The sequence below is a fragment of the Arthrobacter sp. GQ119 genome, from assembly GCF_059759125.1.
Map to the genome: position 1 here is coordinate 96,707 of NZ_JCAXEA010000017.1, position 22,982 is coordinate 119,688.

Annotated in this window: 23 protein-coding genes; 14 read left to right on the plus strand and 9 right to left on the minus strand. The window is 67.0% G+C overall.

Annotated elements, in window-relative coordinates; translation table 11 throughout:
• The first annotated feature begins 83 nt into the window (after window positions 1-83).
• Entirely contained in the window at window positions 84-926 is an 843-nt protein-coding gene (locus AC6CH3_RS16305; RefSeq protein ID WP_498133407.1) for an endonuclease domain-containing protein, read from the plus strand.
• 127 nt (window positions 927-1,053) lie between these two features.
• On the opposite strand, the gene AC6CH3_RS16310 is transcribed toward AC6CH3_RS16305, so the two are convergent.
• Together AC6CH3_RS16310 and AC6CH3_RS16315 are read right to left on the minus strand one after the other, a co-directional pair.
• The gene (locus AC6CH3_RS16310; RefSeq protein WP_498133408.1) at window positions 1,054-1,476 is read right to left on the minus strand and encodes a hypothetical protein; all 423 of its coding nucleotides are present in this window, start codon (window positions 1,474-1,476) and stop codon (window positions 1,054-1,056) included.
• A 14-nt stretch (window positions 1,477-1,490) separates the two neighbouring features.
• The gene (locus AC6CH3_RS16315; RefSeq protein ID WP_498133409.1) at window positions 1,491-2,162 is read right to left on the minus strand and encodes a trimeric intracellular cation channel family protein; all 672 of its coding nucleotides are present in this window, start codon (window positions 2,160-2,162) and stop codon (window positions 1,491-1,493) included.
• A 60-nt stretch (window positions 2,163-2,222) separates the two neighbouring features.
• Between AC6CH3_RS16315 and AC6CH3_RS16320 the strand changes: the two genes are divergently transcribed.
• The 5 genes from AC6CH3_RS16320 (at window position 2,223) to AC6CH3_RS16340 (ending at window position 8,053) form a co-directional block, all read left to right on the plus strand.
• Window positions 2,223-2,987 carry a sirohydrochlorin chelatase gene (locus AC6CH3_RS16320; RefSeq protein WP_498133410.1) on the plus strand — a complete coding sequence of 255 codons (765 nt, stop codon included), beginning with the start codon at window positions 2,223-2,225 and terminating at the stop codon, window positions 2,985-2,987.
• A gap of 185 nt (window positions 2,988-3,172) precedes the next feature.
• On the plus strand, window positions 3,173-4,924 hold the full coding sequence (locus AC6CH3_RS16325) for a nitrite/sulfite reductase (protein WP_498133411.1): 1,752 nt from the start codon (window positions 3,173-3,175) through the stop codon (window positions 4,922-4,924).
• Window positions 4,921-5,688, plus strand: a complete 768-nt coding sequence (locus AC6CH3_RS16330) for a phosphoadenylyl-sulfate reductase (RefSeq protein ID WP_400578995.1) — start codon at window positions 4,921-4,923, stop codon at window positions 5,686-5,688. The genes AC6CH3_RS16325 and AC6CH3_RS16330 overlap by 4 nt, the downstream gene beginning before the upstream one ends.
• Complete coding sequence (cysD, locus tag AC6CH3_RS16335) at window positions 5,685-6,632, plus strand: sulfate adenylyltransferase subunit CysD (protein ID WP_498133412.1); 948 nt, start codon at window positions 5,685-5,687, stop codon at window positions 6,630-6,632. The genes AC6CH3_RS16330 and cysD overlap by 4 nt, the downstream gene beginning before the upstream one ends.
• Window positions 6,632-8,053 (plus strand): sulfate adenylyltransferase subunit 1, encoded by a 1,422-nt coding sequence (locus tag AC6CH3_RS16340; protein WP_498133413.1) that lies wholly within the window; start codon window positions 6,632-6,634, stop codon window positions 8,051-8,053. Before cysD ends, AC6CH3_RS16340 begins: the two co-directional genes overlap by 1 nt.
• A gap of 76 nt (window positions 8,054-8,129) precedes the next feature.
• Here AC6CH3_RS16340 and AC6CH3_RS16345 read toward each other — a convergent pair whose 3' ends face one another.
• Complete coding sequence (locus tag AC6CH3_RS16345; RefSeq protein ID WP_498133414.1) at window positions 8,130-8,582, minus strand: SRPBCC family protein; 453 nt, start codon at window positions 8,580-8,582, stop codon at window positions 8,130-8,132.
• Between the two features lie 158 nt (window positions 8,583-8,740).
• Here AC6CH3_RS16345 and AC6CH3_RS16350 point away from each other — a divergent pair, with 158 nt between their 5' ends.
• The 7 genes from AC6CH3_RS16350 to AC6CH3_RS16380 all read left to right on the plus strand — a co-directional run bounded on the left by AC6CH3_RS16350 (window position 8,741) and on the right by AC6CH3_RS16380 (window position 16,970).
• Window positions 8,741-9,907, plus strand: a complete 1,167-nt coding sequence (locus tag AC6CH3_RS16350) for an RtcB family protein (RefSeq protein WP_498133415.1) — start codon at window positions 8,741-8,743, stop codon at window positions 9,905-9,907.
• Between the two features lie 115 nt (window positions 9,908-10,022).
• The gene (locus AC6CH3_RS16355; RefSeq protein WP_498133416.1) at window positions 10,023-11,177 is read left to right on the plus strand and encodes an ABC transporter substrate-binding protein; all 1,155 of its coding nucleotides are present in this window, start codon (window positions 10,023-10,025) and stop codon (window positions 11,175-11,177) included.
• A gap of 47 nt (window positions 11,178-11,224) precedes the next feature.
• Complete coding sequence (locus tag AC6CH3_RS16360) at window positions 11,225-11,950, plus strand: ABC transporter ATP-binding protein (protein ID WP_498133417.1); 726 nt, start codon at window positions 11,225-11,227, stop codon at window positions 11,948-11,950.
• Complete coding sequence (locus AC6CH3_RS16365; protein ID WP_498133418.1) at window positions 11,940-12,929, plus strand: ABC transporter permease; 990 nt, start codon at window positions 11,940-11,942, stop codon at window positions 12,927-12,929. Before AC6CH3_RS16360 ends, AC6CH3_RS16365 begins: the two co-directional genes overlap by 11 nt.
• A gap of 187 nt (window positions 12,930-13,116) precedes the next feature.
• Entirely contained in the window at window positions 13,117-14,058 is a 942-nt protein-coding gene (locus tag AC6CH3_RS16370; protein WP_498133419.1) for a PLP-dependent cysteine synthase family protein, read from the plus strand.
• A 122-nt stretch (window positions 14,059-14,180) separates the two neighbouring features.
• Window positions 14,181-15,467 (plus strand): uroporphyrinogen-III C-methyltransferase, encoded by a 1,287-nt coding sequence (gene cobA / locus AC6CH3_RS16375; RefSeq protein WP_498133420.1) that lies wholly within the window; start codon window positions 14,181-14,183, stop codon window positions 15,465-15,467.
• Between the two features lie 36 nt (window positions 15,468-15,503).
• Window positions 15,504-16,970 carry an FAD-dependent oxidoreductase gene (locus tag AC6CH3_RS16380; RefSeq protein ID WP_498133421.1) on the plus strand — a complete coding sequence of 489 codons (1,467 nt, stop codon included), beginning with the start codon at window positions 15,504-15,506 and terminating at the stop codon, window positions 16,968-16,970.
• A gap of 91 nt (window positions 16,971-17,061) precedes the next feature.
• On the opposite strand, the gene AC6CH3_RS16385 is transcribed toward AC6CH3_RS16380, so the two are convergent.
• The 3 genes from AC6CH3_RS16385 to AC6CH3_RS16395 are packed head-to-tail and all read right to left on the minus strand — an operon-like array spanning window position 17,062 to window position 19,558.
• Complete coding sequence (locus AC6CH3_RS16385) at window positions 17,062-18,420, minus strand: SRPBCC family protein (RefSeq protein ID WP_498133422.1); 1,359 nt, start codon at window positions 18,418-18,420, stop codon at window positions 17,062-17,064.
• Between the two features lie 12 nt (window positions 18,421-18,432).
• On the minus strand, window positions 18,433-19,260 hold the full coding sequence (locus AC6CH3_RS16390; protein WP_498133423.1) for a DUF1206 domain-containing protein: 828 nt from the start codon (window positions 19,258-19,260) through the stop codon (window positions 18,433-18,435).
• Window positions 19,261-19,267: 7 nt separating this feature from the next.
• The gene (locus AC6CH3_RS16395; protein ID WP_498133424.1) at window positions 19,268-19,558 is read right to left on the minus strand and encodes a hypothetical protein; all 291 of its coding nucleotides are present in this window, start codon (window positions 19,556-19,558) and stop codon (window positions 19,268-19,270) included.
• Between the two features lie 170 nt (window positions 19,559-19,728).
• On the opposite strand from AC6CH3_RS16395, the gene AC6CH3_RS16400 reads away from it, so the two are divergent.
• A complete protein-coding gene (locus tag AC6CH3_RS16400; RefSeq protein WP_498133425.1) occupies window positions 19,729-20,268 on the plus strand; it encodes a hypothetical protein in 540 nt (179 codons plus the stop codon).
• Window positions 20,269-20,399: 131 nt separating this feature from the next.
• On the opposite strand, the gene AC6CH3_RS16405 is transcribed toward AC6CH3_RS16400, so the two are convergent.
• The 3 genes from AC6CH3_RS16405 to AC6CH3_RS16415 form a co-directional block, all read right to left on the minus strand.
• A complete protein-coding gene (locus AC6CH3_RS16405) occupies window positions 20,400-21,596 on the minus strand; it encodes an AI-2E family transporter (RefSeq protein ID WP_498133426.1) in 1,197 nt (398 codons plus the stop codon).
• Window positions 21,597-21,719: 123 nt separating this feature from the next.
• The gene (locus AC6CH3_RS16410; RefSeq protein ID WP_498133427.1) at window positions 21,720-22,217 is read right to left on the minus strand and encodes a hypothetical protein; all 498 of its coding nucleotides are present in this window, start codon (window positions 22,215-22,217) and stop codon (window positions 21,720-21,722) included.
• A 78-nt stretch (window positions 22,218-22,295) separates the two neighbouring features.
• Window positions 22,296-22,976 carry a FadR/GntR family transcriptional regulator gene (locus AC6CH3_RS16415; protein ID WP_498133428.1) on the minus strand — a complete coding sequence of 227 codons (681 nt, stop codon included), beginning with the start codon at window positions 22,974-22,976 and terminating at the stop codon, window positions 22,296-22,298.
• Window positions 22,977-22,982: the final 6 nt, after the last annotated feature.

A 22,982-nucleotide genomic window follows, 5' to 3' on the forward strand; every position in this document is an offset into this window, starting at 1 on the left:
CGACGGAGCCAGGGTGGGCCGCATTGTCCACATGGCCCAGGCAGGATCTGCCCATTGCCGCGGGTCAGGGCCACCGTTGATCCATGGACCTTGAAGCTTTCCTGGCCCGACGCGGCGGAGCGGCCCAGAGGAGTGTGCTCCTGCGCGCCGGGTTCGAACGGTCCGCGCTTGAGGCTGCTGTTGATTCCGGCCGGCTGTTCCGGCCTCTCCGCGGGGTGTACTCGCTGCCCAACGCGGACGACGGCGTCCTGGCCGCCTTCAGGGCGAATGGCCGGCTCACATGCGTGTCGGCAGCGCGGTTCCACAGCCTCTGGGCGCTACATCCGCCGCAAGCTGTGCACCTGAGCTGCGGGAACGGTGTGCCAAAGGCCGGCGTGATTAACCATGGCCCGTGCACGCATGCCCCCGACCCCGCGAGTCCCGTGGCAGGGTTGGCCGATGTGCTCCTTCATGCACTGAAATGCCTGCCAGAGCTTGAAGCGCTGGTCCTCGTTCAGTCGGCCACGGGCAGAGGCCAGATCTCCGCGGACTTCCTGAGGGGCAAACTCGCCGGGAACAGGAATGGCAAGGCCCGTGCCGTGCTGGACCTGCTGATTCCGCGGGCGGACTCCGTTCTGGAGATACTGGCCCGTACGCACTTCATCCGCGCCGGCCTCAAAGTCCGCATGCATGTCAACCTGCTGGGCGTGGGCGAAGTGGATTGCCTGGTTGAGGAATGCCTGGTGGTGGAGCTGGACGGCTCCACACACTTTGAACCCCGGCAGGTTAAGAAGGACCAGCGGAGGAACAATGCCGGCATGCTCGGGGGCCGTCTCACACTGCACTATTACTATGACGACGTGGTGCACCACCCCGAGGCCATGGTGGATCAGGTCCGTGCAGTGCTGCGTCTGCGGGCATTGGGCAGGTTCGCACCCGACTGGTGACTGTCGGCGCCAAGTGAGTGCCGCCGTCGTGACCTTCTTTGCCACAGCGGGGCCCACGACACGCAGGCTCAGCGGCGAGTCGCGGCCCCTCGGTGGCCAAAGAGCGTCAGGACGGCACCAAAGAGGCCTAGTCCTCGTCGGTGAACGCCCAGTCGAACATGTCGAAGACGAACTCGGAGAAGGTCCCCTCTTCGCTCTTCCACTGGCCGCGGGCGTTGTTGCGGCGGTACACGATGGGGTCGGGGACGCTGAGGTCGCCCACGCGGAAGCCCCACGTGAAGTTTTCTTCCTCGTCCTCGAGGAACATCAGGAAGCCTTCGTCGTCCACCTCGAGTTCCTCGGGGTCCCAGAAGTAGTGGTAGGCCTCCATGAGGTCCTCGCAGCCGCCGAGGGCCAGGTAAAACTCGCGCAGCACCAGGGGAACGGTGAACTGGTGCTCGGCGAGGGCGGAATCGAGCTCGTCAGCCGGCAGCCCGTCCTCTTCCTGCCATTCGTCTTCGAGATACTTCGGAACAAGCGCGCGGAACTTCTCGAGGAACATGTCAGTCATGGCTCTTATCCTAGCTAATCCCGGCCCCTCGAATTGCCGGTGTCCAGCCCCAGCCGGGACCACCCGCGGACGGCCAGCGGAATGTGCCACGAGCGGCGCCAGGCCACCACGCGGAACGCAAAGACCACGGCCGCGACGCCGCACGCGGACAGGGCGTTGAAGGCACCAAGGCCCCACAGGATGGTGGTGAGCGCCGCGCCGGTGAAGGCCGGGAGGGCATAGATGTCGCTGGCGTCGAACAGCTGGGGAACCTCGTTGGCGGTGATGTCGCGCAGCAGGCCTCCGCCCACCGCCGTCGTCACGCCCAACAGGACCGCCGCCACCGGGTTCATTCCCAACGCCAGAGCCTTGAGCGTGCCGGTGATGCAGAACAGCGCCAGGCCCCCGGCGTCGAACAGGATGAGCAGGGAGGTGAAGCGCTGGACGCTGGAGAACAGGAAGTACACGAGCACTGTGGCGAGCAGGGGAGGCACGAGGTACGCGGGATTGGTGAAGGCTGCCGGCGGACCGCTGTTGAGGATGATGTCGCGGATCACCCCGCCGCCGAGCGAAACAAGGGACGCGAGGAGAAGTGAGCCGAGGAAGTCGAACTGCTTCCGCGCTGCCAGCAGGGATCCGGAAACCGCGAAGAAGAAGATGCCGGCCAGGTCCAGCCATACCAGGGCGATGTCAAAAGGGAATGTCATGAAGCGTCCCGGCTAATTTCAGGGGGCGGACAGTGCAGCTCCAACGTTACGCTAGCCCCTATGAACAGCCCGATCATGATCGCTTGTGCCCACGGGACCTCCAACGTGCAGGGGGCAGCCGAGGTCAACGCCCTCCGTGACGCCATCGCGGCGCTCCGGCCCGGGCTCGATGTCCGCGAGGCCTATGTGGATGTCCAGCAGCCCGATCTTGTGGACGTGGTGGCGGGCCTTCCCGCGGATCCCGACGGCGGAACGGCCGCCGCGTCGGCCGTCGTGGTCCCGTTGCTGCTCAGCGTGGGTTACCACGTGAAGGTGGACATCGCGCGTGCCGTCAAGAGCCGCCCCGGGAGCGTTGCCGCAGCGCCGCTGGGCCCGGACCCGCGCCTGGCCGCCCTGCTGGACCAGCGGCTCCTCGAGGCCGGTGTGACAGACAATGACGCAGTGGTCCTCGCCGCCGCGGGCTCGTCAAACCCCAACGCGGCGGTCAGCGTGGAGGAGCTCGCCGACCAGCTTCGCGTCCTGCGCTCCAACCGCATCCTCCCCGCTTACGGTGCGTCCGCCAAGCCTTCGGTGCCCGAGGCCGTCGCCATCCTCCGTGAGGAAGCCGCGGGCGGTGCGGGCGCCGGGGAGTCCGCGGGGGGAGTGGACCTGGGTGGCCGGGTGGTCATCGCCTCCTACCTCCTCGCGCCGGGCTTCTTCCACGACCAGCTCGCCAAGGCCGGTGCCGATCTGGTGACCGCGCCGCTGCTGCCGTCGCCGGTGCTCGCCGAGATCGCGCTGGAGCGTTACGACGCCGCCCTGGCCGCGCACGCCGCGCGGGCCTGAGCGCCGCTGGCCGAATGGACCGCGGATGTGGCCGGTCCGCGGACGTGGACGGGAAGGGCCAGTGCAAGCACAGCCTGCGGGTCCGTTCAAGGCCCTCCGGCGATTCATGACGAAATATTTCCCTAGGTGACTTAGCGTTTCCGGGGCCTTTGTGGCGGGTTTCGGGGCGGCTCTACAGTCGATGCATGACTGATACAGCTCTAGCCGGAGCGGCCACCGACAAGCCCGCGGAAAAGCCCGCGCGCCCAGCCCGTGCCTCGCGCCCCGCCGCCAAGCCTCACGGCCAGTGGAAGGTGGACGGAACCACCCCGCTGAACGCCAACGAAACCTGGAAGCAGGAAGACGACGGCCTCAACGTCCGCGAGCGTATCGAGTCCATCTATTCCAAGGAAGGCTTCGACGCGATCCCCAGCCAGGACCTGCACGGCAGGTTCCGCTGGTGGGGCCTCTACACGCAGCGCAAGCCCGGGATCGACGGCGGCAAGACCGCCACGCTTGAGCCGCATGAGCTTGAGGACAAGTACTTCATGCTCCGCGTGCGGATCGACGGCGGCGCGCTCACCACCGAGCAGCTGCGCGTCATCGGCAACATCTCGGTCGACTTCGCCCGCGATTCCGCGGACCTCACCGACCGCCAGAACATCCAGCTGCACTGGATCCGCGTCGAAGACATCCCCGAGATCTGGCGCCGCCTCGAAGGCATCGGCCTGTCCACCACGGAAGCCTGCGGCGACGTGCCGCGCGTCATCCTGGGATCCCCGGTGGCCGGCATCGCCAAGGACGAGATCATCGACCCCACCCCGCTCATCGCCGAGCTGGGGGAGCGCTTCATCGGCAACCCGCTGCTGTCCAACCTGCCGCGCAAGTACAAGACGGCGATCACCGGCCACCCCAGCCAGGACGTGGTCCACGAGATCAACGACTTCGCTCTCGTTGGCGTCAAGCACCCCGAACTGGGTGTGGGCTACGACCTCTGGGCCGGCGGCGCCCTCTCCACGAACCCGATGCTCGGCAAGCGCCTCGGCGCATTCGTCAGGCCGGAGCAGGCGGCGGACGTGTGGCTCGGCGTCACCAGCATCTTCCGAGACTACGGCTACCGCCGCATGCGCACCAAGGCCCGCCTGAAGTTCCTGATGGCTGACTGGGGTCCGGAGAAGTTCCGCCAGATCCTCGAGGACGAATACCTCGGCTACAAGCTGGCTGACGGCCCCGCCGCCCCCAAGCCGTCCACCCCGGGCGACCACGTGGGCGTGCACGAGCAGAAGGACGGCAAGTTCTTCATCGGCGCCACCCCGATTGCGGGCCGCCTCTCGGGCTCCCAGCTGGTGAAGCTCGCGGACACCCTCGAAGCCCGCGGCTCCTACCGGCTGCGCACCACCCCGCACCAGAAGCTGGTGGTGCTGGATGTGCCCAAGGACGAGGTTGAACCGCTGGTCGCCGAAATGGACGCCCTGGGCCTGTCCGCCCGCCCGTCCGTCTTCCGCCGCGGCACCATCGCCTGCACCGGCATCGAGTACTGCAAGCTGGCCATCGTGGAAACGAAGGTCACCGCGGCCACCGCCGTTGCCGAGCTGGAGCGCCGCCTCGCGGACCTGGCCGACAGCGGCCAGCTGCCGCAGGCCCTGTCCCTGCACATCAACGGCTGCCCCAACTCCTGCGCCCGCATCCAGACCGCGGACATCGGGCTCAAGGGCATGATGCTCCCCACGCCCGACGGCGACCCCACCCCGGGTTTCCAGGTTCACCTGGGCGGCGGGCTGGCTTCCGCCGACCGCGAAGAGGCCGGCCTCGGACGTACCGTCCGCGGCCTGAAGGTCTACGTGGCGGACCTGCCGGACTACGTGGAACGCGTGGTGCGGAAGTTCGTGGCCGACCGTGCCGAAGGCCAGACCTTCGCCGAGTGGGCCCACGCCGCAGACGAGGAGGCCCTCCAGTGACAACTCCCCAGCCACACCCCAACCTCGCAAGCTCGGCCGGGGACCCCGGTGGCCGTGGGCCCACGCTCCGCTCGCACGAGGAGCTCAAGGCCCTCGCCGAGGCCGGCGCCGCCGAACTCGGCTGGGACGCCCCCGCCCGCGACGTGATCGCCTGGGTGGAGCGCAACTTCGAGATGCCCGCCGTCGCCGTCGCCTGCTCCATGGCCGACGCCGTGCTGCCGGCGCTCGTCGCGGACCAGCTTCCCGGCGTCGACGTCCTGTTCCTCGAGACCGGCTACCACTTCCCGGAAACCTACGCCACGCGCGATGAGGTGGCGGCGAACCTGCGTGTCAACGTGGTGGACGTCCTTCCGGAGAACACCGTGGAACAGCAGGACCGGCTCCTGGGCAAGGACCTGTTTGCCCGCGACGCCGCCCAGTGCTGCGCGCTCCGCAAGGTGGCCCCGCTGCGCCGCACGCTCGCCGGCTACGAACTCTGGTTCACCGGCGTCCGCCGCGATGAAGCCCCCACCCGCACCAACACCCCGCTGGTGACCTGGGACGAAGCCAACGGCCTGGTCAAGGTCAATCCGGTGGCCGCCTGGACGTTCGACCAGCTGGTCCAGTACTCCGATGACAACCTCCTTCCCGTCAACCCGCTCCTCTCCCAGGGCTACCCGTCGATCGGCTGCCAGCCCTGCACCCGCAAGGTGGCACCCGGCGATGATCCCCGCGCCGGCCGCTGGGCAGGAACCAACAAGACAGAATGCGGACTACACGTATGAGCACTTTTCTAACCGAGGAGCCCACCCAGGTGACCGACGTCGCAGCTTCCACGCGCCTCTCCAGCCTGGACGCCCTCGAGTCCGAAGCCATCCACATCATCCGCGAGGTTGTTGCCGAGTTCGAGAAGCCTGCGCTGCTCTTCTCCGGCGGCAAGGACTCCGTGGTCATGCTGCACCTGGCCACCAAGGCGTTCTGGCCGGGCAAGGTTCCGTTCCCGGTGCTGCACGTGGACACCGGCCACAACTTCCCGGAGGTCATCGACTTCCGTGACCGGACCGTGGAACGGCTGGGCCTGAAGCTCGTCGTCGGCAGCGTCCAGGAATTCATCGACCGCGGCGAGCTTGCCGAGCGTGCGGACGGCACCCGCAACCCGCTGCAGACCATCCCGCTGCTGGACGCCATCCAGTCCAACAAGTTCGACGCCGTCTTCGGCGGCGGTCGCCGTGACGAGGACAAGGCCCGCGCCAAGGAACGCATCCTGAGCCTGCGCGACGAGTTCGGCCAGTGGGACCCGCGCAACCAGCGCCCCGAGCTGTGGAACCTGTACAACGGTCGCCACACCGTGGGCCAGCACGTCCGCGCGTTCCCCATCAGCAACTGGACCGAGCTGGACGTGTGGCGCTACATCGAGCGCGAAAACATCGAGCTGCCCGGCCTGTACTACGCCCACGAGCGCGAGGTTTTCGCCCGCGACGGCATGTGGCGTGCAGTCGGCGAGGTCTCCCAGCCGCGGCCCGATGAGGAAGTCATCACCAAGACCGTCCGTTACCGCACCGTCGGCGACATGTCCTGCACCGGCGCCGTCGAATCGGCTGCCGCCACCGTGCGCGACGTCGTTATCGAAGTTGCCGCCTCCACCATCACCGAACGTGGTGCCACCCGTGCGGATGACCGCATCTCCGAGGCCGCCATGGAAGACCGCAAGAAGGATGGCTATTTCTAATGAGCACCGATATTGATACCGCCCGCGCGGCAGCCCTCCTCGATGAAGCCCCGCTGACCAACGCCACGCTCTTCCGTTTCGCCACCGCCGGATCGGTCGACGACGGCAAGTCCACTCTCGTGGGCCGCCTCCTTCACGACTCCAAGGCGATCCTCGCCGACCAGCTCGACGCCGTGGCCCGCACGTCAGCGGACCGCGGGTTCGGCGGAGCGGCTGGCGGCATTGACCTGGCGCTGCTGACTGACGGCCTGCGTGCGGAGCGCGAGCAGGGCATCACCATCGACGTCGCCTACCGCTACTTCGCCACGGACCGCCGCAGCTTCATCCTCGCGGACTGCCCCGGCCACGTGCAGTACACCAAGAACACGGTGACCGGCGCGTCCACCGCGGACGCCGTCGTCGTACTCATTGACGCCCGCAAGGGTGTCCTGGAGCAGACCCGCCGGCACCTCTCCGTGCTGCAGCTGCTGCGGGTTGCCCACGTGATCGTGGCCGTGAACAAGATCGACCTCGTGGACTTCAGCGAGTCTGTGTTCCGCGAGATCGAGGCGGACGTGCAGCAGGTGGGCCGCGAGCTCGGCCTCGGTTCCGATGGCATCACGGACCTGCTGGTGGTTCCGGTTTCCGCGCTCGACGGCGACAACGTGGTGGAGCGCTCGGAGCGCACCCCCTGGTACACCGGACCTGCGCTGCTCGAGGTGCTCGAGACGCTGCCCGCCGCCGATGAACTCGAAAGCCACCTGGAGAGCTTCCGCTTCCCGGTGCAGCTGGTCATCCGGCCACAGGGCGCCCTGGCCCCCGACGCCGTTGCCGGCGGACTCGACCCCGAGGCGTACCGGGATTACCGCGCCTACGCCGGTCAGATCACCGAGGGCTCGGTCAAGGTGGGGGACAAGGTCAGCGTGCTGACGCCCGGCCAGGACCCGCGCATCACCACCGTCATCGGCATTGACTTCGCCGGTACCTCGCTGGAGGAGGCAGCCGCGCCGCAGTCGGTGGCGATCCGCCTGGCCGATGAGTTCGACGTCGCCCGCGGTGACACCATCGCCGCAGCCGGCACCGTCCGGGAAAGCTCCGCCGACCTGTACGCGGCCCTGTGCTGGCTGTCCCCGAAGCCGCTCCGCGAGGGCGCCAAGGTCCTGGTCAAGCACGGCGCCCGCACCGTCCAGGCACTGGTCCGCAGTGTCAGCGGCAAGCTGGACTTGGCCACCTTCAACCTCGAAGGTGCGTCCAGCCTGGAGCTCAACGACATCGGCCACGCGCAGCTCCGGCTCGCCGCGCCGCTGCCGCTGGAGAACTACCTGCACCACCGCCGCACCGGCGCGTTCCTGGTGATCGACCCGCTGGACGGCAACACCCTCGCCGCGGGCCTGGTTAAGGACCACCCCGGCGACCACGAGGACGAGCGCTACAGCATCTGATGCGCCTGCTCTGACCGCAGAGGCCCCGGTTCGGAATTTTCCGGACCGGGGCTTCGCTGTTCCTCCGATCCGTGGGCTAGGCGAGATCGCTGGCCGTTCCCTCTTCGAGGATCGACTTGAGCTTCTGCAGGTCCTTGCGCGTTGCCCTGCGGATCATTGGCGCCATGAACAGGCCCGCGACCCGCGAGAAGCCCGACGGCCTGCCGGTATTGCCCAGCGTCATCCGGGTCCCGCCGCTGACCTCTGCCCATGTGTAGGTCGTCTCCATCGGAAACGGCCCTTGGGCGGTGCGCATCACGAGCTTCTTGCCTGGGACGTACTCGAGGAATTCGTACGTGTAGTTCAGTTCCCGGCCCAGGAACTTGGCCGTGAAGGCCACCCTCGAACCGACATCGATCGGTCCCGCGGTGAGCCGCTCCGCCGAGTGGATGTTCTCGTACCATTGTGGGGCGTTATCCGGATTTGCGGCATAGGCGGCCACTTCCCAACGCGGCCGGCGGATCAAGATCTCGGTCTGGACGTCAACCATGCTTCTCCTTCCTCGGGGCCGGATTCCGGCCCACAAATACGGTAAGCCCCCAGCAGGCGGCATCCCTTGACTCAGCCCGGCACGTGGGCAATAGTTTCACCCTGTCCAGCCGGATCGTGGCCCCAGCCGGGCCCAGCCCATCCAGCGGAGGGGAAGTCGTGGAAACCATCAATAACCGGCTCATCAACTGGGCGTCCATCCTGGATGACAAGACGCGCGAGCAGGCGCTGGCCACCGCCCGGCTTCCCTTCATCTATCCGCATCTGGCGCTGATGCCGGACGCGCACCTCGGCAAGGGCGCCACCGTCGGCTCCGTCATCCCGACGCTCGGCGCCATCATTCCCGCCGCTGTGGGCGTGGACATCGGCTGCGGAATGATTGCCGTCAGGACGCAGTATGTGCTGAAGGACCTGCCCAAGGACCGGAAGCGGCTGCGCGAGGACATTGAGCGTGTCATTCCGCTGTCGGCGGGCCACAACAACCGGACCGTTCTCGCCACAGCCGAACCGCGCGTCGCTGAGCTGAGGAAACTGGCCGCCAAGGCCGGGTTTGACCCCGGCCAGTATGTGCCGAAGTGGGCCCTGCAACTTGGCTCGCTCGGGTCCGGAAACCACTTCATCGAAGTTTGCGTGGATGAAACGGACGCCGTCTGGCTGTTCCTGCACTCCGGTTCCAGGGGGATAGGCAACAAGATCGCGCAGCACCACATCAACGTGGCGCGCCGGCTGGCCGCAGCGAAAGGGACGGTCCTGCCTGACCCGGACCTGGCCTCCCTGGAAGAGGGCACCGCCGAATTCACGCACTACATCAAGGAACTCCGCTGGGCCCAGCGCTTCGCACTGCTGAACCGTGAGGAAATGATGGACCGCGTGATCACCCAGTTCGGCCGCTGGGTGGGCGGCCCGGTCCACGAGAAGGAGCGGATCAACTGCCACCACAACTTCACGCAGCAGGAGACCCATTACGGAAAGTCCGTCTGGGTGTCGCGAAAGGGGGCCATCAAGGCCGAAGCGGGAGATCCGGGCCTGATTCCGGGATCCATGGGCACGGCTTCCTACGTTGTGGAGGGGCTCGGCAACCCGGTGTCCCTGAACTCGTCGCCGCACGGTGCGGGCCGGGAGTACTCACGGAATGCGGCGCGCAAGACGTTTTCCCTGACGGAGCTGAAGCAGGCCATGCACGGGATCGAATTCCGCGCCACGGAGGCCTTCATCGACGAGATTCCTGCAGCTTACAAGCCGATAGACCAGGTCATGCACGACGCCGCAGACCTCGTCCGCGTGCGCCACAAACTGCGGCAGATCATCAACGTCAAGGGGGACTGACCTGGAGGATGAGTTCCGTGTGTTCATATGGCCGAATGTGACGTTAGATGAACGCGCGTGACCCCCGGTTTCCGGCTCATTGAACCGGGTTAACGACACTCCCTATGGTGAATCCATGACTAGTTCCAGGCCGGGCATGACCCGCATTGAGGCCGGCGACAGCCACGTGCCCAAGCGGAGGCGTGCCCTGGAGATCGTCCTGGCCCTTGGCTTGGTCCTGCTGATCATCGTGGGGGCTGTTGTGGCCTCCGCAGTGTCGCGGGACACCAACGCGTCTGCAGCGCCTACAGCCCCCATTGGCCCCGCTGATGAGCTCAAGCTGGGCTACTTCGGCAACATCACGCATGCCCCGGCCCTGGTGGGCGTCAACGAAGGCTTCATTGCGAAGAACCTGGGCAGCACCAAGCTGTCCACGCAGGTCTTCAACGCCGGCCCCGCCGCGGTGGAGGCACTCAACGCGGGGGCCATCGACGCGACGTATATCGGGCCGAACCCGGCCATCAACTCGTTCGTCAAGAGCAAGGGTGAGTCCATCAGCATCATCGCGGGCGCTGCCTCGGGCGGTGCACAGCTTGTGGTGAAGCCGGAAATTAAGTCTGCAGCCGACCTGAAAGGCAAGACCCTGGCTTCCCCGCAGCTGGGCGGTACGCAGGATGTGGCGCTGCGCGCCTGGCTGGCCGAGCAGGGCTTCAAGACCACTCCCGACGGCGGCGGGGACGTCGCCATCAACCCGACCGAGAATGCCCAGACGCTGAAGCTGTTCCAGGACGGAAAGCTCGACGGCGCGTGGGTGCCGGAGCCGTGGGCGTCCCGTCTGGTGCTCCAGGCCGGGGCCAAGGTCCTGGTCGATGAGAAGGACCTGTGGGACGGATCCCAGACCGGGAAGCCGGGCGAGTTCCCCACCACGGTCCTGATTGTGAACAAGAAGTTTGCCGCGGAGCACCCGCAGACGGTGGAAGCCCTGCTCAAGGGCCACGTCCAGGCAGTGCAGTGGCTCAACGACACCCCGGCCGCCGAAAAGGCCAGCAAGGTAAACGCCGCACTCAAGAAGGACTCCGGCAAGGCGCTGCAGCAGAACGTCATTGACCGGTCGCTGCAGAACATCGTGTTCACGGTGGACCCGCTGGCCGGCACCTATACGAAGCTGCTTCAGGACGGCGTGGACGCCGGAACCACCAAGCAGGCCGACCTCAACGGCATTTTCGACCTCCGTGCACTCAATACGGTGACCCAGACAAAGACTTCCGCAGCAGGGCTTGGCCGGGACTAGCCACTGCTGAGGCAGCACACAACGCACCACGAACAAAGGACGGGACTATGCCAGTCGTACTGGAAAACCTGGGCAAGCGCTTCGGCGACGGCGCCCCGGTGCTGGACGACGTCAACGCCACCATCGGCAAAGGCGAATTCGTCGCCCTCCTCGGTGCGTCCGGCTGCGGCAAATCGACCCTGCTGAACATCATGGCGGGACTGGAGGTCCCGACGTCGGGCGCTCTTGAGGTGCCCAGCGACGGCGCCGCCTTCATGTTCCAGGACTCTGCTCTTTTCCCCTGGCTGACGGCCAGGGAGAATGTTGAGCTGGCCCTGAAGCTGCGCGGCGTGGGCAAGGCCGACCGCCGCACCAAGGCTGCCGAGCTGCTTGACCTCGTGCACCTGGCCGAGGCGGCCGACAAGCGCCCGCATGAGCTTTCCGGCGGCATGCGCCAGCGCGTGGCCCTGGCGCGTTCGCTCGCGCAGGACCGGCAGCTGCTGCTGATGGACGAGCCGTTCGCCGCCCTCGACGCGATTACCCGTGACCTGCTCCACGACGAACTCGAGCGCATCTGGAAGGAAACGGGACGCACGATCGTGTTCGTGACGCACAACGTCCGCGAGGCCGTCCGCCTCGGCCAGCGCGTGCTGCTGCTGTCCTCCCGGCCCGGCCGCGTCGTCCAGGAATGGAACGTCACCGAAGAACACCGTACCGACGCCGGTCTTGCCGGACAGCTGACCGGGGTCATCACCGCCCGGCTGCGAGAGGAGATCCGCCGCCATGCCAAGTAAGTTCCTGTCTGACTCTGCGCCGGATGCCGCCCCCGCCCTGCCGGTCGAGGCCGCTGAGGCGCCGGCTGTGGGAACCGGGGAATCCACCAAAATCCATGCCGCACTGACGCGGTCCTCCACCGGCTCGGCCGACCTGCGCGAACTCGAATCCGGACTGGACTCCCTGCAGTCCGACGCTGCCCGCAAGGCCAGGATCGAATGGAGCCGTGTACTGCTGCCGATCGCCGCCATCGTGGTGCTCGTGATCATCTGGCAGTTCTATGTTTCGCTCGGCCTCAAGCGCCGCGACCAGGTGCCGGGCCCGATGGATGTGCTCGAGCAGTTCGGCACGCTGTGGGCTGAGGGGTCCCTCGTGGAGGCTGTGTGGACGTCGCTGCAGCGCGGGCTGCTGGGCTTCCTGATCAGCGTTGTCATCGCCACGCCGATCGGCCTGCTGCTGGCCCAGGTGGCTCCGCTGCGCCGGGCGTTCGGCCCGCTGATCTCCGGGCTGCAGGTCCTGCCGTCCGTGGCCTGGGTCCCCGCGGCGATTATCTGGTTCGGCCTCACCGACGCCACGGTTTATTTCGTGGTGTTCATGGGCGCCATCCCGTCCATCATCAACGGCCTGATCTCAGGCGTGGACCAGATTCCGCCGCAGTACCGCAGGGTCGGCACGGTGCTGGGTGCCTCCCGGCTGGAGATGGCCGTGCAGATCATTCTCCCCGCGGCCCTTCCCGGCTACCTGGGCGGCCTGAAGCAGGGCTGGGCGTTCTCCTGGCGCTCGCTCATGGCCGCGGAAATCATCGCCGTGGGCGGCACCATCGGCTTCGGCCTTGGCTCCATGCTGAACCAGGGCCGCGACCTCGCCGACATGACCATCGTGATGTCAGCGATCCTGCTGATTCTCGCAGTGGGCATCCTCATCGAGCTGCTCGTCTTCGGCCCCATTGAAAAGCGCCTCCTCCGCCGCCGCGGCCTCCTGGCCGGCAGCACCCGCTAAGCACCTCCAACAGGCCCCAAGAAAGCCCGACGGCGATAATCGCCGTCGGGCTTTCTGCTGTCACTCGTCAGCCGCTTCTCAGCCGTGCGCCACGTTGCACAAGCTACTACTGGTGCCATGAATCAGTGCCGGTATACCTTGACACCATCCGGAAGCGGGACGCCGTTCAGCGAGGGAGGAAAAGGTCATGAAGCGTGCACTGGAGGCTGGCGACGGAGTGCTGGCCGGGATTGGTTCCACGCCGCTCATTGAGCTCAGGAAAGTCGTGCCGCCGGGCTCGGCAAGGATCCTCGCCAAGCTCGAATGGGCGAATCCTACGGGCAGCATGAAGGACCGGATGGCGCTTGCGGCGATAAGGGGAGCGGAGGCGCGGGGAGATCTCGCCCCCGGAGATACGGTCGTTGAGTACACCGCGGGGACAACCGGTATCTCGCTTGCTTTCGTCTGCGCGGCCAAGGGCTACAAGCTCCACGTCGTCTTCTCGGACGCGTTCAGCAACGAGAAACGCCGCACCATGGAGGCCCTCGGAGCAATCGTGGAGGACGTGCCCAGCGATCATGGACGCATTACGGAACAACTGATCAAGGCGATGATCGCCCGCGCCGGCGAGCTCAGCGTGCAGCCCTCCCATTGGGCGTGCGACCAGCTCAATAACCGTGACGCCGTCACTGGTTACCTGGCGTTGGGAGAGGAGATCTGGCAGCAGTCGGGCGGGCAGGTGGACGCCCTTGTACAGTCTGTTGGCACCGCACACTCCATCCATGGCGCAGCACATGCCCTCCGCGCCCATATACCAGGGATGCGCGTCGTCGCGGTTGAGCCGGCCGAGTCCGCTGTGCTTTCCGGAGGCCCTACGGGCTCCCACAGGATCGAAGGAATCGGCATCGGCTTCCTTCCGCCCTTATGGGAACCGGAGGCAGTGGATGCCATCGAACAGGTCTCCTCAGACGATGCTATGGCCATGAGCCGACGCCTTGCCCGCGAGGAAGGCATCTTCGCAGGCACTTCCTCGGGAGGAAATGTTATTGCCGCTCTCCGCGTAGCTCAGCAGCTCGGCCCCGACGCAACTGTTGTCACAATCATCGTGGACTCCGGATTGCGCTATCTCAGTACCGGCCTCTATGGATAGGCGTCCGCCTTCTCTGTGCACCCGTCACCACCGGGATACATTTGTGACGCAGCGTTACCTTGCGTGAACTGGTGTTTCCGCCGCCGTTGTTGGTCAATGTGACGCGGCCCTACCGTTGATTCATGGCAATTCAGGACATCTACCCGACGGCACTGCGCCTGCTCGGCCGACCCGTGCTCGTGGTGGGCGGCGGGCCAGTCGCCACGCGCCGCGCCAAGGGCCTGCTCGACGCCGGTGCCCGCGTCACCGTGGTGGCCCCGGTTGCCTCCGACCCGCTCCGTGAACTCGCCGACGCCGGCCTGCTCACCTGGGAGCCGCGCGCTTACCGCTCCGAGGATGTCGACGGCGTCTGGTTCGTTCAGACAGCCACCGGCGATTCCGCTGTGGACGCCCGGGTATCGGCCGACGCCGAAGCGCAGCGCATCTGGTGCGTCAACGCCTCCGACCATGAAGCGTCCGCCGCCTGGACACCGGCCGTAGCCGTGGTTGACGACGTCAAGATCGCCGTGAACGCCGGGGGAGACCCGCGCCGTGCGATGGCCCTGCGCGACGCCGTCGCCACCGCCCTCGAATCCGGTGACCTGCCGCTCCGCCGCCGCCGTATATCGAAGGACGGCGCCACCGCGGGTTCCGTGGCCCTCGTGGGAGGCGGCCCCGGCGACACCGGCCTCATCACCGTCCGCGGCCGCCGGCTCCTTGGCCAGGCCGACGTCGTGGTGGCAGACCGCCTCGGCCCCCGTGAGCTGCTCAACGAACTGGCCCCCGATGTCCGCGTCATCGAGGTGGGCAAGACCCCCGGCCACCACCCCGTTCCGCAGGCCGGGATCAACCGGATCCTCGTCGACGAAGCCCTGAAAGGCCACCGCGTGGTGCGCCTCAAGGGCGGAGACCCCTATGTCCTGGGCCGCGGCGGCGAGGAAGCAGAATTCTGCCGCCGGCACGGCGTCGAGGTTGAGGTGGTCTCCGGCGTGACATCGGCCATCTCCGTACCCGCAGCCGCCGGCATCCCCGTGACACACCGGGGCCTTGCCAAGGGCTTCAGCGTGGTCACCGGGCACGAGGAACTGTCAGAGGTCCCGGCCCGCCCCGACCACACCGTGGTGCTCCTGATGGGCGTCGGCCAGCTGCGTGAATCGGCCTCCGCTCTCGGCAAAGCCGGCCTGCCCGGGGACACCCCGGTTGGTATTGTGGAGAACGGCTACCTGCCGAACCAGCGCGTGACGATTGGCACACTCGCAACCATCGCCGACCAAGCCGAGGCCACCGGCGTCGCGAATCCTGCCGTGATCGTCATTGGTGACGTTGTCCGCGTGAGCCCTTTCGCGCCGTCGCACTTCAAGACCGCTGACTACAGCACCACCAGCCCCAACAAGCCCCGCACAAGCACCACCCGCGTTCTCACCCCCTAGCCCCCCGAGTCGGGACTGAAGAAAAGGAACACAGCCGTGTCAACCAGCACCACCGTAGGAACCGCTGCCCGCCCGTTGCGTGTGGCCGTCATCGGCTCCGGCCCGGCCGGCGTCTACGCCGCGGACATCCTCACCAAGAGCGAAGCCGTCAAGAGCGGCGAGCTGACCGTGAGCATCGACCTCTTTGACCGCTACCCGGCGCCCTACGGCCTGATCCGCTACGGCGTTGCCCCGGACCACCCGCGCATCAAGGGCATCGTCAACGCGCTGCACAAGGTGCTGGACCGCGGAGACATCAGGTTCTTCGGCAACGTGGACTACGGAACGGACCTCTCCATCGAGGACCTCCGCACGCACTACGACGCCGTCATCTTCGCCACCGGCGCCATCAAGGACGCGGACCTGAACATCCCGGGCATCGAACTCGAGGGCTCCTACGGCGGCGCGGACTTCGTCTCCTGGTACGACGGCCACCCGGATGTTCCCCGCGAATGGCCGCTGGACGCCAAGGAAATTGCCGTGATCGGCAACGGCAACGTGGCACTGGACGTGGCCCGCGTCCTGTCCAAGCACGCCGACGACCTCCTGGTCTCCGAGATTCCGGACAACGTTTACGCCGGCCTGAAGGCCTCGCCCGTCACGGACGTCCACGTCTTCGGCCGCCGCGGCCCGGCCCAGGTGAAGTTCACCCCGCTGGAGCTGCGCGAGCTGTCCCACTCCAAGGACGTGGACATCATCCTGTACCCGGAGGACTTCGAGTTCGACGAAGAGTCCGACCGCCAGGTCCAGACCAACAACCAGACCAAGACCATGGTGGGCACGCTCACCAACTGGATCGCCGAGCAGCCCGAGGACGTCTCCGAGCTCAAGGCCTCCCGCCGCCTGCACCTGCACTTCCTGCACAGCCCGGTGGAGATTTACGACGACGCCGAGACCCCCGGCCGCGTTGCCGGCATGAAGTTCGAGCGCACCGAGCTGGACGGCACGGGCAACGCCCGCGGCACCGGCGAGTACATCGACTACCCGGTGCAGGCCGTGTACCGCGCCATCGGCTACTTTGGTTCGGCCCTGCCGGAGATCGAGTTCGACCACAAGAAGGGCGTCATCCCGAACGACGGCGGCCGTGTCCTGGACGCGTCCGGCGAGCATGTGCCGGGCATCTACGCCACCGGCTGGATCAAGCGCGGCCCCGTCGGCCTCATCGGCCACACCAAGGGCGACGCCCTCGAAACCGTGACGTACCTGCTGGAAGACCGCGAAAACCTCCCGGTTGCCGAGGCACCCGAGGCCAGCGCCGTCGTCGACCTGCTGGAAAGCCGCGGCGTGGAGTACACCAGCTGGGAAGGCTGGCTGGCCCTGGACGCGCACGAGCTCGCCCTGGGCGCCGACGCCACCGCGGCCGGCGGCTCGCACGGTGTTGAGGTCAAGCGTGAGCGCATCAAGGTTGTGCCGCGTGAGGAGATGGTGTCCATCTCCCGCGACGGAGTAGCCGCCAGCGTCTAGTTTCCGCCGCAGTGCGGGGCCACACTACGCCTGATCCGTTGGATCACCGGGCGCGGAGTGGCCCCGCCTGCGTTTAACCTGCAGGTTCCGGCTAGTCGCCCGCGCCGCCCGCGGCCATGAGTTCGAGCCGCTTCAGCGTTTCACGGTTGCGGACGGAGATGAGCGCGTCCCTGAGGACTTTGGGAACCGCCAGGCCGGGGCCGCGGACGGCGTCTTCGCCGATCGTGACCCGGCACTGCGTGCCCAGGTCCTCGAGCGTGATCACCACCTTGGCCTCGCCCATGGGCCAGCCGCGGGCGGTCAGTTCCAGCGATTTGCCCGGCTCAACGGCAGCGACCCTGGTGCTGTCATCGATCAGCAGCGGCCACGCGCCCACGGAATGATAGAGCCGTGAGCCGAGCTCGGGCCACCTGGCGTCCACCGCGCGGATCCTCGAGGCCCCGACAACCCAGCCGGAGTAGAGCCAGCCATCCGCGATCACCTTCCAGACGTCGGCTGCCGGGGAGTTGTAGACCTGGGTTATCGTGACCATCGGTTTCCTCTCGTGCGGGGCTGGATGCTGAGGCGTGGAGTTCTGGTCAGCCCGCCGCCGCCCGGACCGGCGTGTTGTCAGAAGCCGGGGTGTGAGAACCCGGGGCCGGAACACGCCGGCCGTCAGACTCTGCACTCCGGGAAGGCCCGGCGCCGGGCCGCGTGCCGTGCGGTATGAATTTTCCCGGAGGCGCCGCGCCCAGGCATAGGTCCCGGCACCCTGCACCGGGTGTTGGAGCGGGTCGAAGCGGTCGGGGGTGTCATCCTGGTCCGGATCCGACCTTAGCCTCAGCGTTCCGGCGTGGACCCAAGGGCCGGCGGGCGTGGCGTAGGACAGGGCGAGCACCCAGTAACCTTCGGCCAGGGCGGCCCTGAAGTCGCCGCCGGTTTCGGCCCGGCCGGTGGCGCGCGGCGGCAGCGAAAGCGTCCTCAACCCCAGCAGCACCGGCCCGTCCGCGCCCCGGTACGGCATCAGCGTGGTGAACCGGGCGGTGCCGACATCCAGCCTGGGAAGCAACAGGAAACGCGCCGGAAATCCCCAGCCGGTGGTCGCGAAAAGGAGGTCCGCCGGGCCGGAGGCATCGGAGGCGGCCGCCACCGTGTCGGTGCGGCCGCCAATGCGCAGGGCGAGCCCCAGGATGTCGGGGAGGGCATCCGGGAGCCCTACCGAGCGGGAGAACCGGGCCTGCACCTGATCGGTACCGGGAGCGTCGAGCCAGCTGATCCCGCTCCGCCCTCCGGGCAAGCCGCCCTGCAGGCCATGCCGGGTCAGCTCACCAACGAGGCTGATGCCCCGCGGGTGAATCGGCCGGACCGGGCGGATGGTCTTGATGGTTTTGAAGATGGCGGCGAAACCCCGGCCGGCCAGTCCGGTTGCCCGGCCTGCCAGCCCCGTGGCTTCAGGCGATTCCTGCGTCATAAGCCCTCCTCGTCACATCCTGCCAAACTTTGACCTGACCAAGGCGAAAACGCCATAGCAAACAAAGCCGGCGCCGATCGCGAGCAGCAGATAGGGTCCATAGGGGTGGTCCCGCAAGGCTTTGAGGCCGCCGTCCAGGCCGGTGGATTCTTCCGGGCTATGCTTGGCGGCGGCGATGACGAAGAGCAGGCCGGTAAGGATCAGCGCGATTCCCTTGGCCACGTGGCCGGTTATGCCCAGGGAATCAATGAGCTTCCCCCTCCGCGTACCCTCAAAATGGAAGAGCTCCTCCTTAAACCCCCGCCGGACGCCTTTCACGATGAAGTAGACACCGACGCCCACGATCGTGAGGCCGAGCGCACTCAGAACCACCGTGCCGAACGGCGTGGCCAGGAGTGCGGCGCTGATGTCCTTGGTTGACTCGCCCGAATCGCTGCGCAGGCCCACCGCAAAGCCGCCGAAGCTCAGGCCGACGCTGCCATAGGCGATGGCCAAGAAGCCAGAAGAAAAGTGTTTGCCGATTCTCTCCTTTGTCGGCAAATGGCGGGCACGCAGCGTCGCCTCACTCAACTGCCAGAGCGCGAGGCCAAGGCAGGCGATCATGCCCGCCCACATCAGGATGGGTCCCCATGGATTGGCAGCCAGCTGCTCGATTGCCCCGGTCGCCTCGGCCTGGCCAGGCCCGCCCAGTGCGAGCGCGATGGCGATGGCGCCGACCACGATGTGGAGCAGCGCAATCACGGCAAACCCCGACCGCGCGACGACGTCCAGCGCCTTGATGTTCGACGCCGCCTCCGCGGCGTCGGCCGCTTCGCCTATCGGGCTCGCCTTGTCCGTCATGGCTTCGTCAGCCGTTCATGGGTCCTTCGGCGTGGACCCTGTCGGCTCCTTCGCCCGTGAGTTTCACCGTGCAGCGGACCACGAGCGTGTCGGGTGCAGTATCGAGCTCCACCAGTGTGTCGCCGGCCCTGAGTATGGCGAACCCCTCCGATCCTGGCTCGACGCCGAAGCCCCTGGACGCTGCGGCCTGCCGGGCATTTTCCAGCGCTTCGCGCCGGAGCTGGTCCACATAGCTCTGGTCGTCCTCGCGGGCGGAGTCGCCAAAGGCCCACCCGAACAAGGTTCCTGTTGCTTCCATGGCGATGATTTTACGCTCAAGGACTGCGCTGTTACGGGCTTCCGTAACATTAGTAAGTGTGCTTACCATATGCGCACCATGACTTTGGTGTGGCTGCTGCCGGCGGGCAACCCCGACGGCGGCGTGGACGCCATCGTTCCCGATCCGACCCCTACGTTAGGAAGCACATCATGGCAGGAAATCTACTGGCACGCTCCATTCACGACCTGACGGCGGCTGCCTGGTTCGGCGGTGCGCTGATGGGGGCCATCGGCCTGAACGGAGCCGCCGCAGAAGCGAAAGACCCCGCGGAACGCACCAGGCTCTCAAGCCTGGGGTGGATGAGGTGGGCGCCCATCCAGACGGCGGCCTTCGCCACACACCTCGTGGCTGACCTGGCCATCGCCTGGGAGAACAGGGAGCGGATCGCCAAGCAGGACGGCGTGGGTGCCGACACCCTCTACAAAACAGCCGCAACCCTGGCGGGCGCCGCCGTGACGCTGTATGCCGGGATTCTGGGCAAGAAGGTCGAGAAACTGGCGGACGAGGGTGCGGAAGGCGCCACGGAGCCGCGACCCGGCGCATCGGACAAGCTGCAGGCCGCGCAGAAGCAGCTAAAGGCGCTGCAGTGGGCCATCCCGGCATTTGCGGCCTGGGTCATCGTGCTCGGAGCCAAGCACGGCGAGATGCAGAGGCCCAAGAATGTCTTCATGGGCCTCCGCGACCGCTGACGCCGGCGATTAGCCCCAGCAGTGGGCTGAGGAGGCAGACGACGGCGGCCGGGTCCGTATCACGGGACCCGGCCGCCGTCGTGCATCCGGAGTCGTGCGCACCAGAGTCGTGGGCCCAGAGTCGGGTACCGCTACACCGGTTGGCTGTTCGCCGGCGGAAGGTTGGGGTTCATCGGTTCGAGGTCGGGATCCTCGGCGCTCCAGACCTGGATCACGGACCAGATGACGGCCGCGAGCGGAACGGAGAGGACCGCGCCGATAATGCCGGCCAGGATGGTGCCGGCGGTAAGGGCCATGAGGATGACGAGGGCATGGAGCTGGAGGGATTTCCCCATGACGACCGGCTGCAGCAGGTCACCCTCCAGCTGATTCACGGCGATGACGACGGCAACGACGATCAGTGCCACAACCGGCCCGTTGGCTACCAGTGCCACGAGCGCGGCCAGGATGCCCGCCACGGTCGCCCCCACCAGCGGGACGAAGGCGCCCATGAAGACAATGATGGCCAACGGGATGGCCAGCGGCACCTGCAGGATCAGCAGTGCGGCGCCGATTGCCACTGTATCCACCAGCGCCACTACGGCCGTACCGCGGACGTAGCCGCCGAGAACCTCGAGGGTGCGGCGTCCAGCGCGGCGGAGTTTGGCTTCCCGCTGGCCGCTGAAGGGCCTGAGGAAAAAGTTCCAGATCTTCGCGCCGTCCTTCAGGAAGAAGAAGAGGATCACCACCATGAGGGTCGCGCCGGCAAGGAACTCGGTGACCACGGACAGGCCGGAAATTGCTCCGGACCGGACCTGGCTGCTGGTGGCGAACTGGATGATGCCTTCCCTGGCCTGGTTCAGCTGTTCACGGTCCAGCGGGAATGGTCCGGTGAGGAGGAACTTTTCCAGTTCATCGAGGCCGGAAGCCGCCTGCTGCACCAGATCGTTCCACTGGCTGCGGACTGACAGGACAATCACCGTGGTGACGCCGGCCAGCAGTGCCAGCAGTGCCACAAACGCTATGCCCGTTGCCGCGGCGCCGGGCAGGCCCCTGCGCCGGAGCATGTTCACGAACGGGCCGATGGCGGCCGCGAGGATCAGTGCGATCATGGTCGGGATGACCAGCAGCCTGATCTGCAGCAGAGCATACACGGACACGCCGGCGACTATGAGGATCAGCAGGATTTGCGCGGACCGGGTGGCCACCCGGCCCAGGCTGTCGGTCCACAGTTCGCGGGGCTGCTTTGTTGCGGCAGGGGTCTTGTTGGCCGGCCGGGCTGCGTCCTTGCCGGCGTGATTATGGTCGCGAGGTAATTCTTGCTCGGACAGTTGTGCTGTGCGGGCCATGGGAACTCCTAGTACTCAGCGGGCAGTGGACAGCGTCTGGCTCCCCAATCAGATAGTAAGCCTACTGATGTAAAGGGTGGCGGTGAAACCCGCACCCGCTGGGCAGAAGTACCCGCGGGAACGTCAGAATTCCGCGTTGACGAAGCCGATCACGATGGCCGCCCACCAGCACGTCTGTGAGATGCCCAGGCACAGCAGCATGTGGATGCGCTGGCCCACGGGCAAAGCCGCAAAGGTCGTCGTGGGCGGCATGACTACGAGGCGCCGCATCAGCGGAATCAGCATGATGCCGTTCAGCATCAGCACCAGCACGGCCGCCAGCTTCACCAGCGTCCAGGGGTTGCTGAGATCGGGGCTCAGCAAGGCGCCGGTGAGCAGGAGGATGGCGGTGCCCGACCAGATCAGGGGGCCGGCGGCGCCGTCGAGGCGGATCGTCTCGGCAAGTTCGCGCCTGCCGATCAGCCACAGGAAACCGTGCCAGTCCACCAGCAGGATGGCGCCGAACGCCAGCACCATGGCGAGGATGTGGACGGCGAGGCTCAGGACGCGGGGCGGTCCCTCGACCGCGACGGACAACCCCGCGGCCACGGCGAGCAACACAAGATCCCGCGGGAACCCCACAAGTCGTCCCGCCGTCTGGTCGGGATTCTCTGCGTCACCGCCGCGGCGGCGTGGGGGGGGGGGGGGTAACAGCCGCTGTTACTCCCTTAGCCATTCGGCGCAGGAGTTAAGGTTGCGGTTGACGCTCGCCACCGCCGCCTCAACATCGTGTGCCTCAATCGCATCGACGAGTGTTTCGTGGCCCTCGCGCGGCACTCCCTGGAATCCGGGTCGCCCGTGCTGCTTCAGCAGGTCGTCATGGAAGACTTCGCCGAAGCTGGTGTATAACTCGTGCAGCAGCGGGTTTGCGGAGGCCTGTGCCACGCGCACGTGGAAGCCCCAGTCGGCACGTGCCCAGGCTGCATAGTCCGCCGTGTTCCAGGAGGCTTCGCGTTCGGCGAGCAGCGCGCGCAGGGCGGCGACGTCGTCGGCCGTTGCGTTGCGGGCGGCGAGGCGGGCCGCCTGGGTGTCCAGCCCGACCCTGACTTCGAGAATGTGCTCCCCGGTGTGGTCCTGGTACATTCGGCGGGCAGCGCCGGAGATCTCACTTGTGGCGCGGACGTACGTGCCGTCACCGCGGCGGACCTCCAGCATGCCGCTGTGGGCCAGGGCCTTAATCGCCTCGCGGAGCGTTCCGCGTGACACGCCCAGGCCGGCCATCAGCTCTGTCTCGGAGGGGATCCGCTGCTGCAGCGGCCACTCGCCGGAGTGGACCATTGCGCGGAGTTTGGCGGTGATTTCGTCGGCCAGCGGCTGGCGGTGCGAGGTGCTTAGCGTCATGGCGTC

What these genes read in the sequence shown, in the direction of transcription:
- AC6CH3_RS16305 (WP_498133407.1), top strand. Translation starts at nt 84, where the DNA reads ATGGACCTTGAAGCTTTCCTGGCCCGACGCGGCGGAGCGGCCCAGAGG.
- AC6CH3_RS16310 (WP_498133408.1), bottom strand. Translation starts at nt 1,476, where the DNA reads ATGACTGACATGTTCCTCGAGAAGTTCCGCGCGCTTGTTCCGAAGTAT.
- AC6CH3_RS16315 (WP_498133409.1), bottom strand. Translation starts at nt 2,162, where the DNA reads ATGACATTCCCTTTTGACATCGCCCTGGTATGGCTGGACCTGGCCGGC.
- AC6CH3_RS16320 (WP_498133410.1), top strand. Translation starts at nt 2,223, where the DNA reads ATGAACAGCCCGATCATGATCGCTTGTGCCCACGGGACCTCCAACGTG.
- AC6CH3_RS16325 (WP_498133411.1), top strand. Translation starts at nt 3,173, where the DNA reads ATGACTGATACAGCTCTAGCCGGAGCGGCCACCGACAAGCCCGCGGAA.
- cysD (WP_498133412.1), top strand. Translation starts at nt 5,685, where the DNA reads ATGAGCACTTTTCTAACCGAGGAGCCCACCCAGGTGACCGACGTCGCA.
- AC6CH3_RS16340 (WP_498133413.1), top strand. Translation starts at nt 6,632, where the DNA reads ATGAGCACCGATATTGATACCGCCCGCGCGGCAGCCCTCCTCGATGAA.
- AC6CH3_RS16345 (WP_498133414.1), bottom strand. Translation starts at nt 8,582, where the DNA reads ATGGTTGACGTCCAGACCGAGATCTTGATCCGCCGGCCGCGTTGGGAA.
- AC6CH3_RS16355 (WP_498133416.1), top strand. Translation starts at nt 10,023, where the DNA reads ATGACTAGTTCCAGGCCGGGCATGACCCGCATTGAGGCCGGCGACAGC.
- AC6CH3_RS16360 (WP_498133417.1), top strand. Translation starts at nt 11,225, where the DNA reads ATGCCAGTCGTACTGGAAAACCTGGGCAAGCGCTTCGGCGACGGCGCC.
- AC6CH3_RS16365 (WP_498133418.1), top strand. Translation starts at nt 11,940, where the DNA reads ATGCCAAGTAAGTTCCTGTCTGACTCTGCGCCGGATGCCGCCCCCGCC.
- AC6CH3_RS16370 (WP_498133419.1), top strand. Translation starts at nt 13,117, where the DNA reads ATGAAGCGTGCACTGGAGGCTGGCGACGGAGTGCTGGCCGGGATTGGT.
- cobA (WP_498133420.1), top strand. Translation starts at nt 14,181, where the DNA reads ATGGCAATTCAGGACATCTACCCGACGGCACTGCGCCTGCTCGGCCGA.
- AC6CH3_RS16385 (WP_498133422.1), bottom strand. Translation starts at nt 18,420, where the DNA reads ATGACGCAGGAATCGCCTGAAGCCACGGGGCTGGCAGGCCGGGCAACC.
- AC6CH3_RS16390 (WP_498133423.1), bottom strand. Translation starts at nt 19,260, where the DNA reads ATGACGGACAAGGCGAGCCCGATAGGCGAAGCGGCCGACGCCGCGGAG.
- AC6CH3_RS16395 (WP_498133424.1), bottom strand. Translation starts at nt 19,558, where the DNA reads ATGGAAGCAACAGGAACCTTGTTCGGGTGGGCCTTTGGCGACTCCGCC.
- AC6CH3_RS16400 (WP_498133425.1), top strand. Translation starts at nt 19,729, where the DNA reads ATGGCAGGAAATCTACTGGCACGCTCCATTCACGACCTGACGGCGGCT.
- AC6CH3_RS16405 (WP_498133426.1), bottom strand. Translation starts at nt 21,596, where the DNA reads ATGGCCCGCACAGCACAACTGTCCGAGCAAGAATTACCTCGCGACCAT.
- AC6CH3_RS16415 (WP_498133428.1), bottom strand. Translation starts at nt 22,976, where the DNA reads ATGACGCTAAGCACCTCGCACCGCCAGCCGCTGGCCGACGAAATCACC.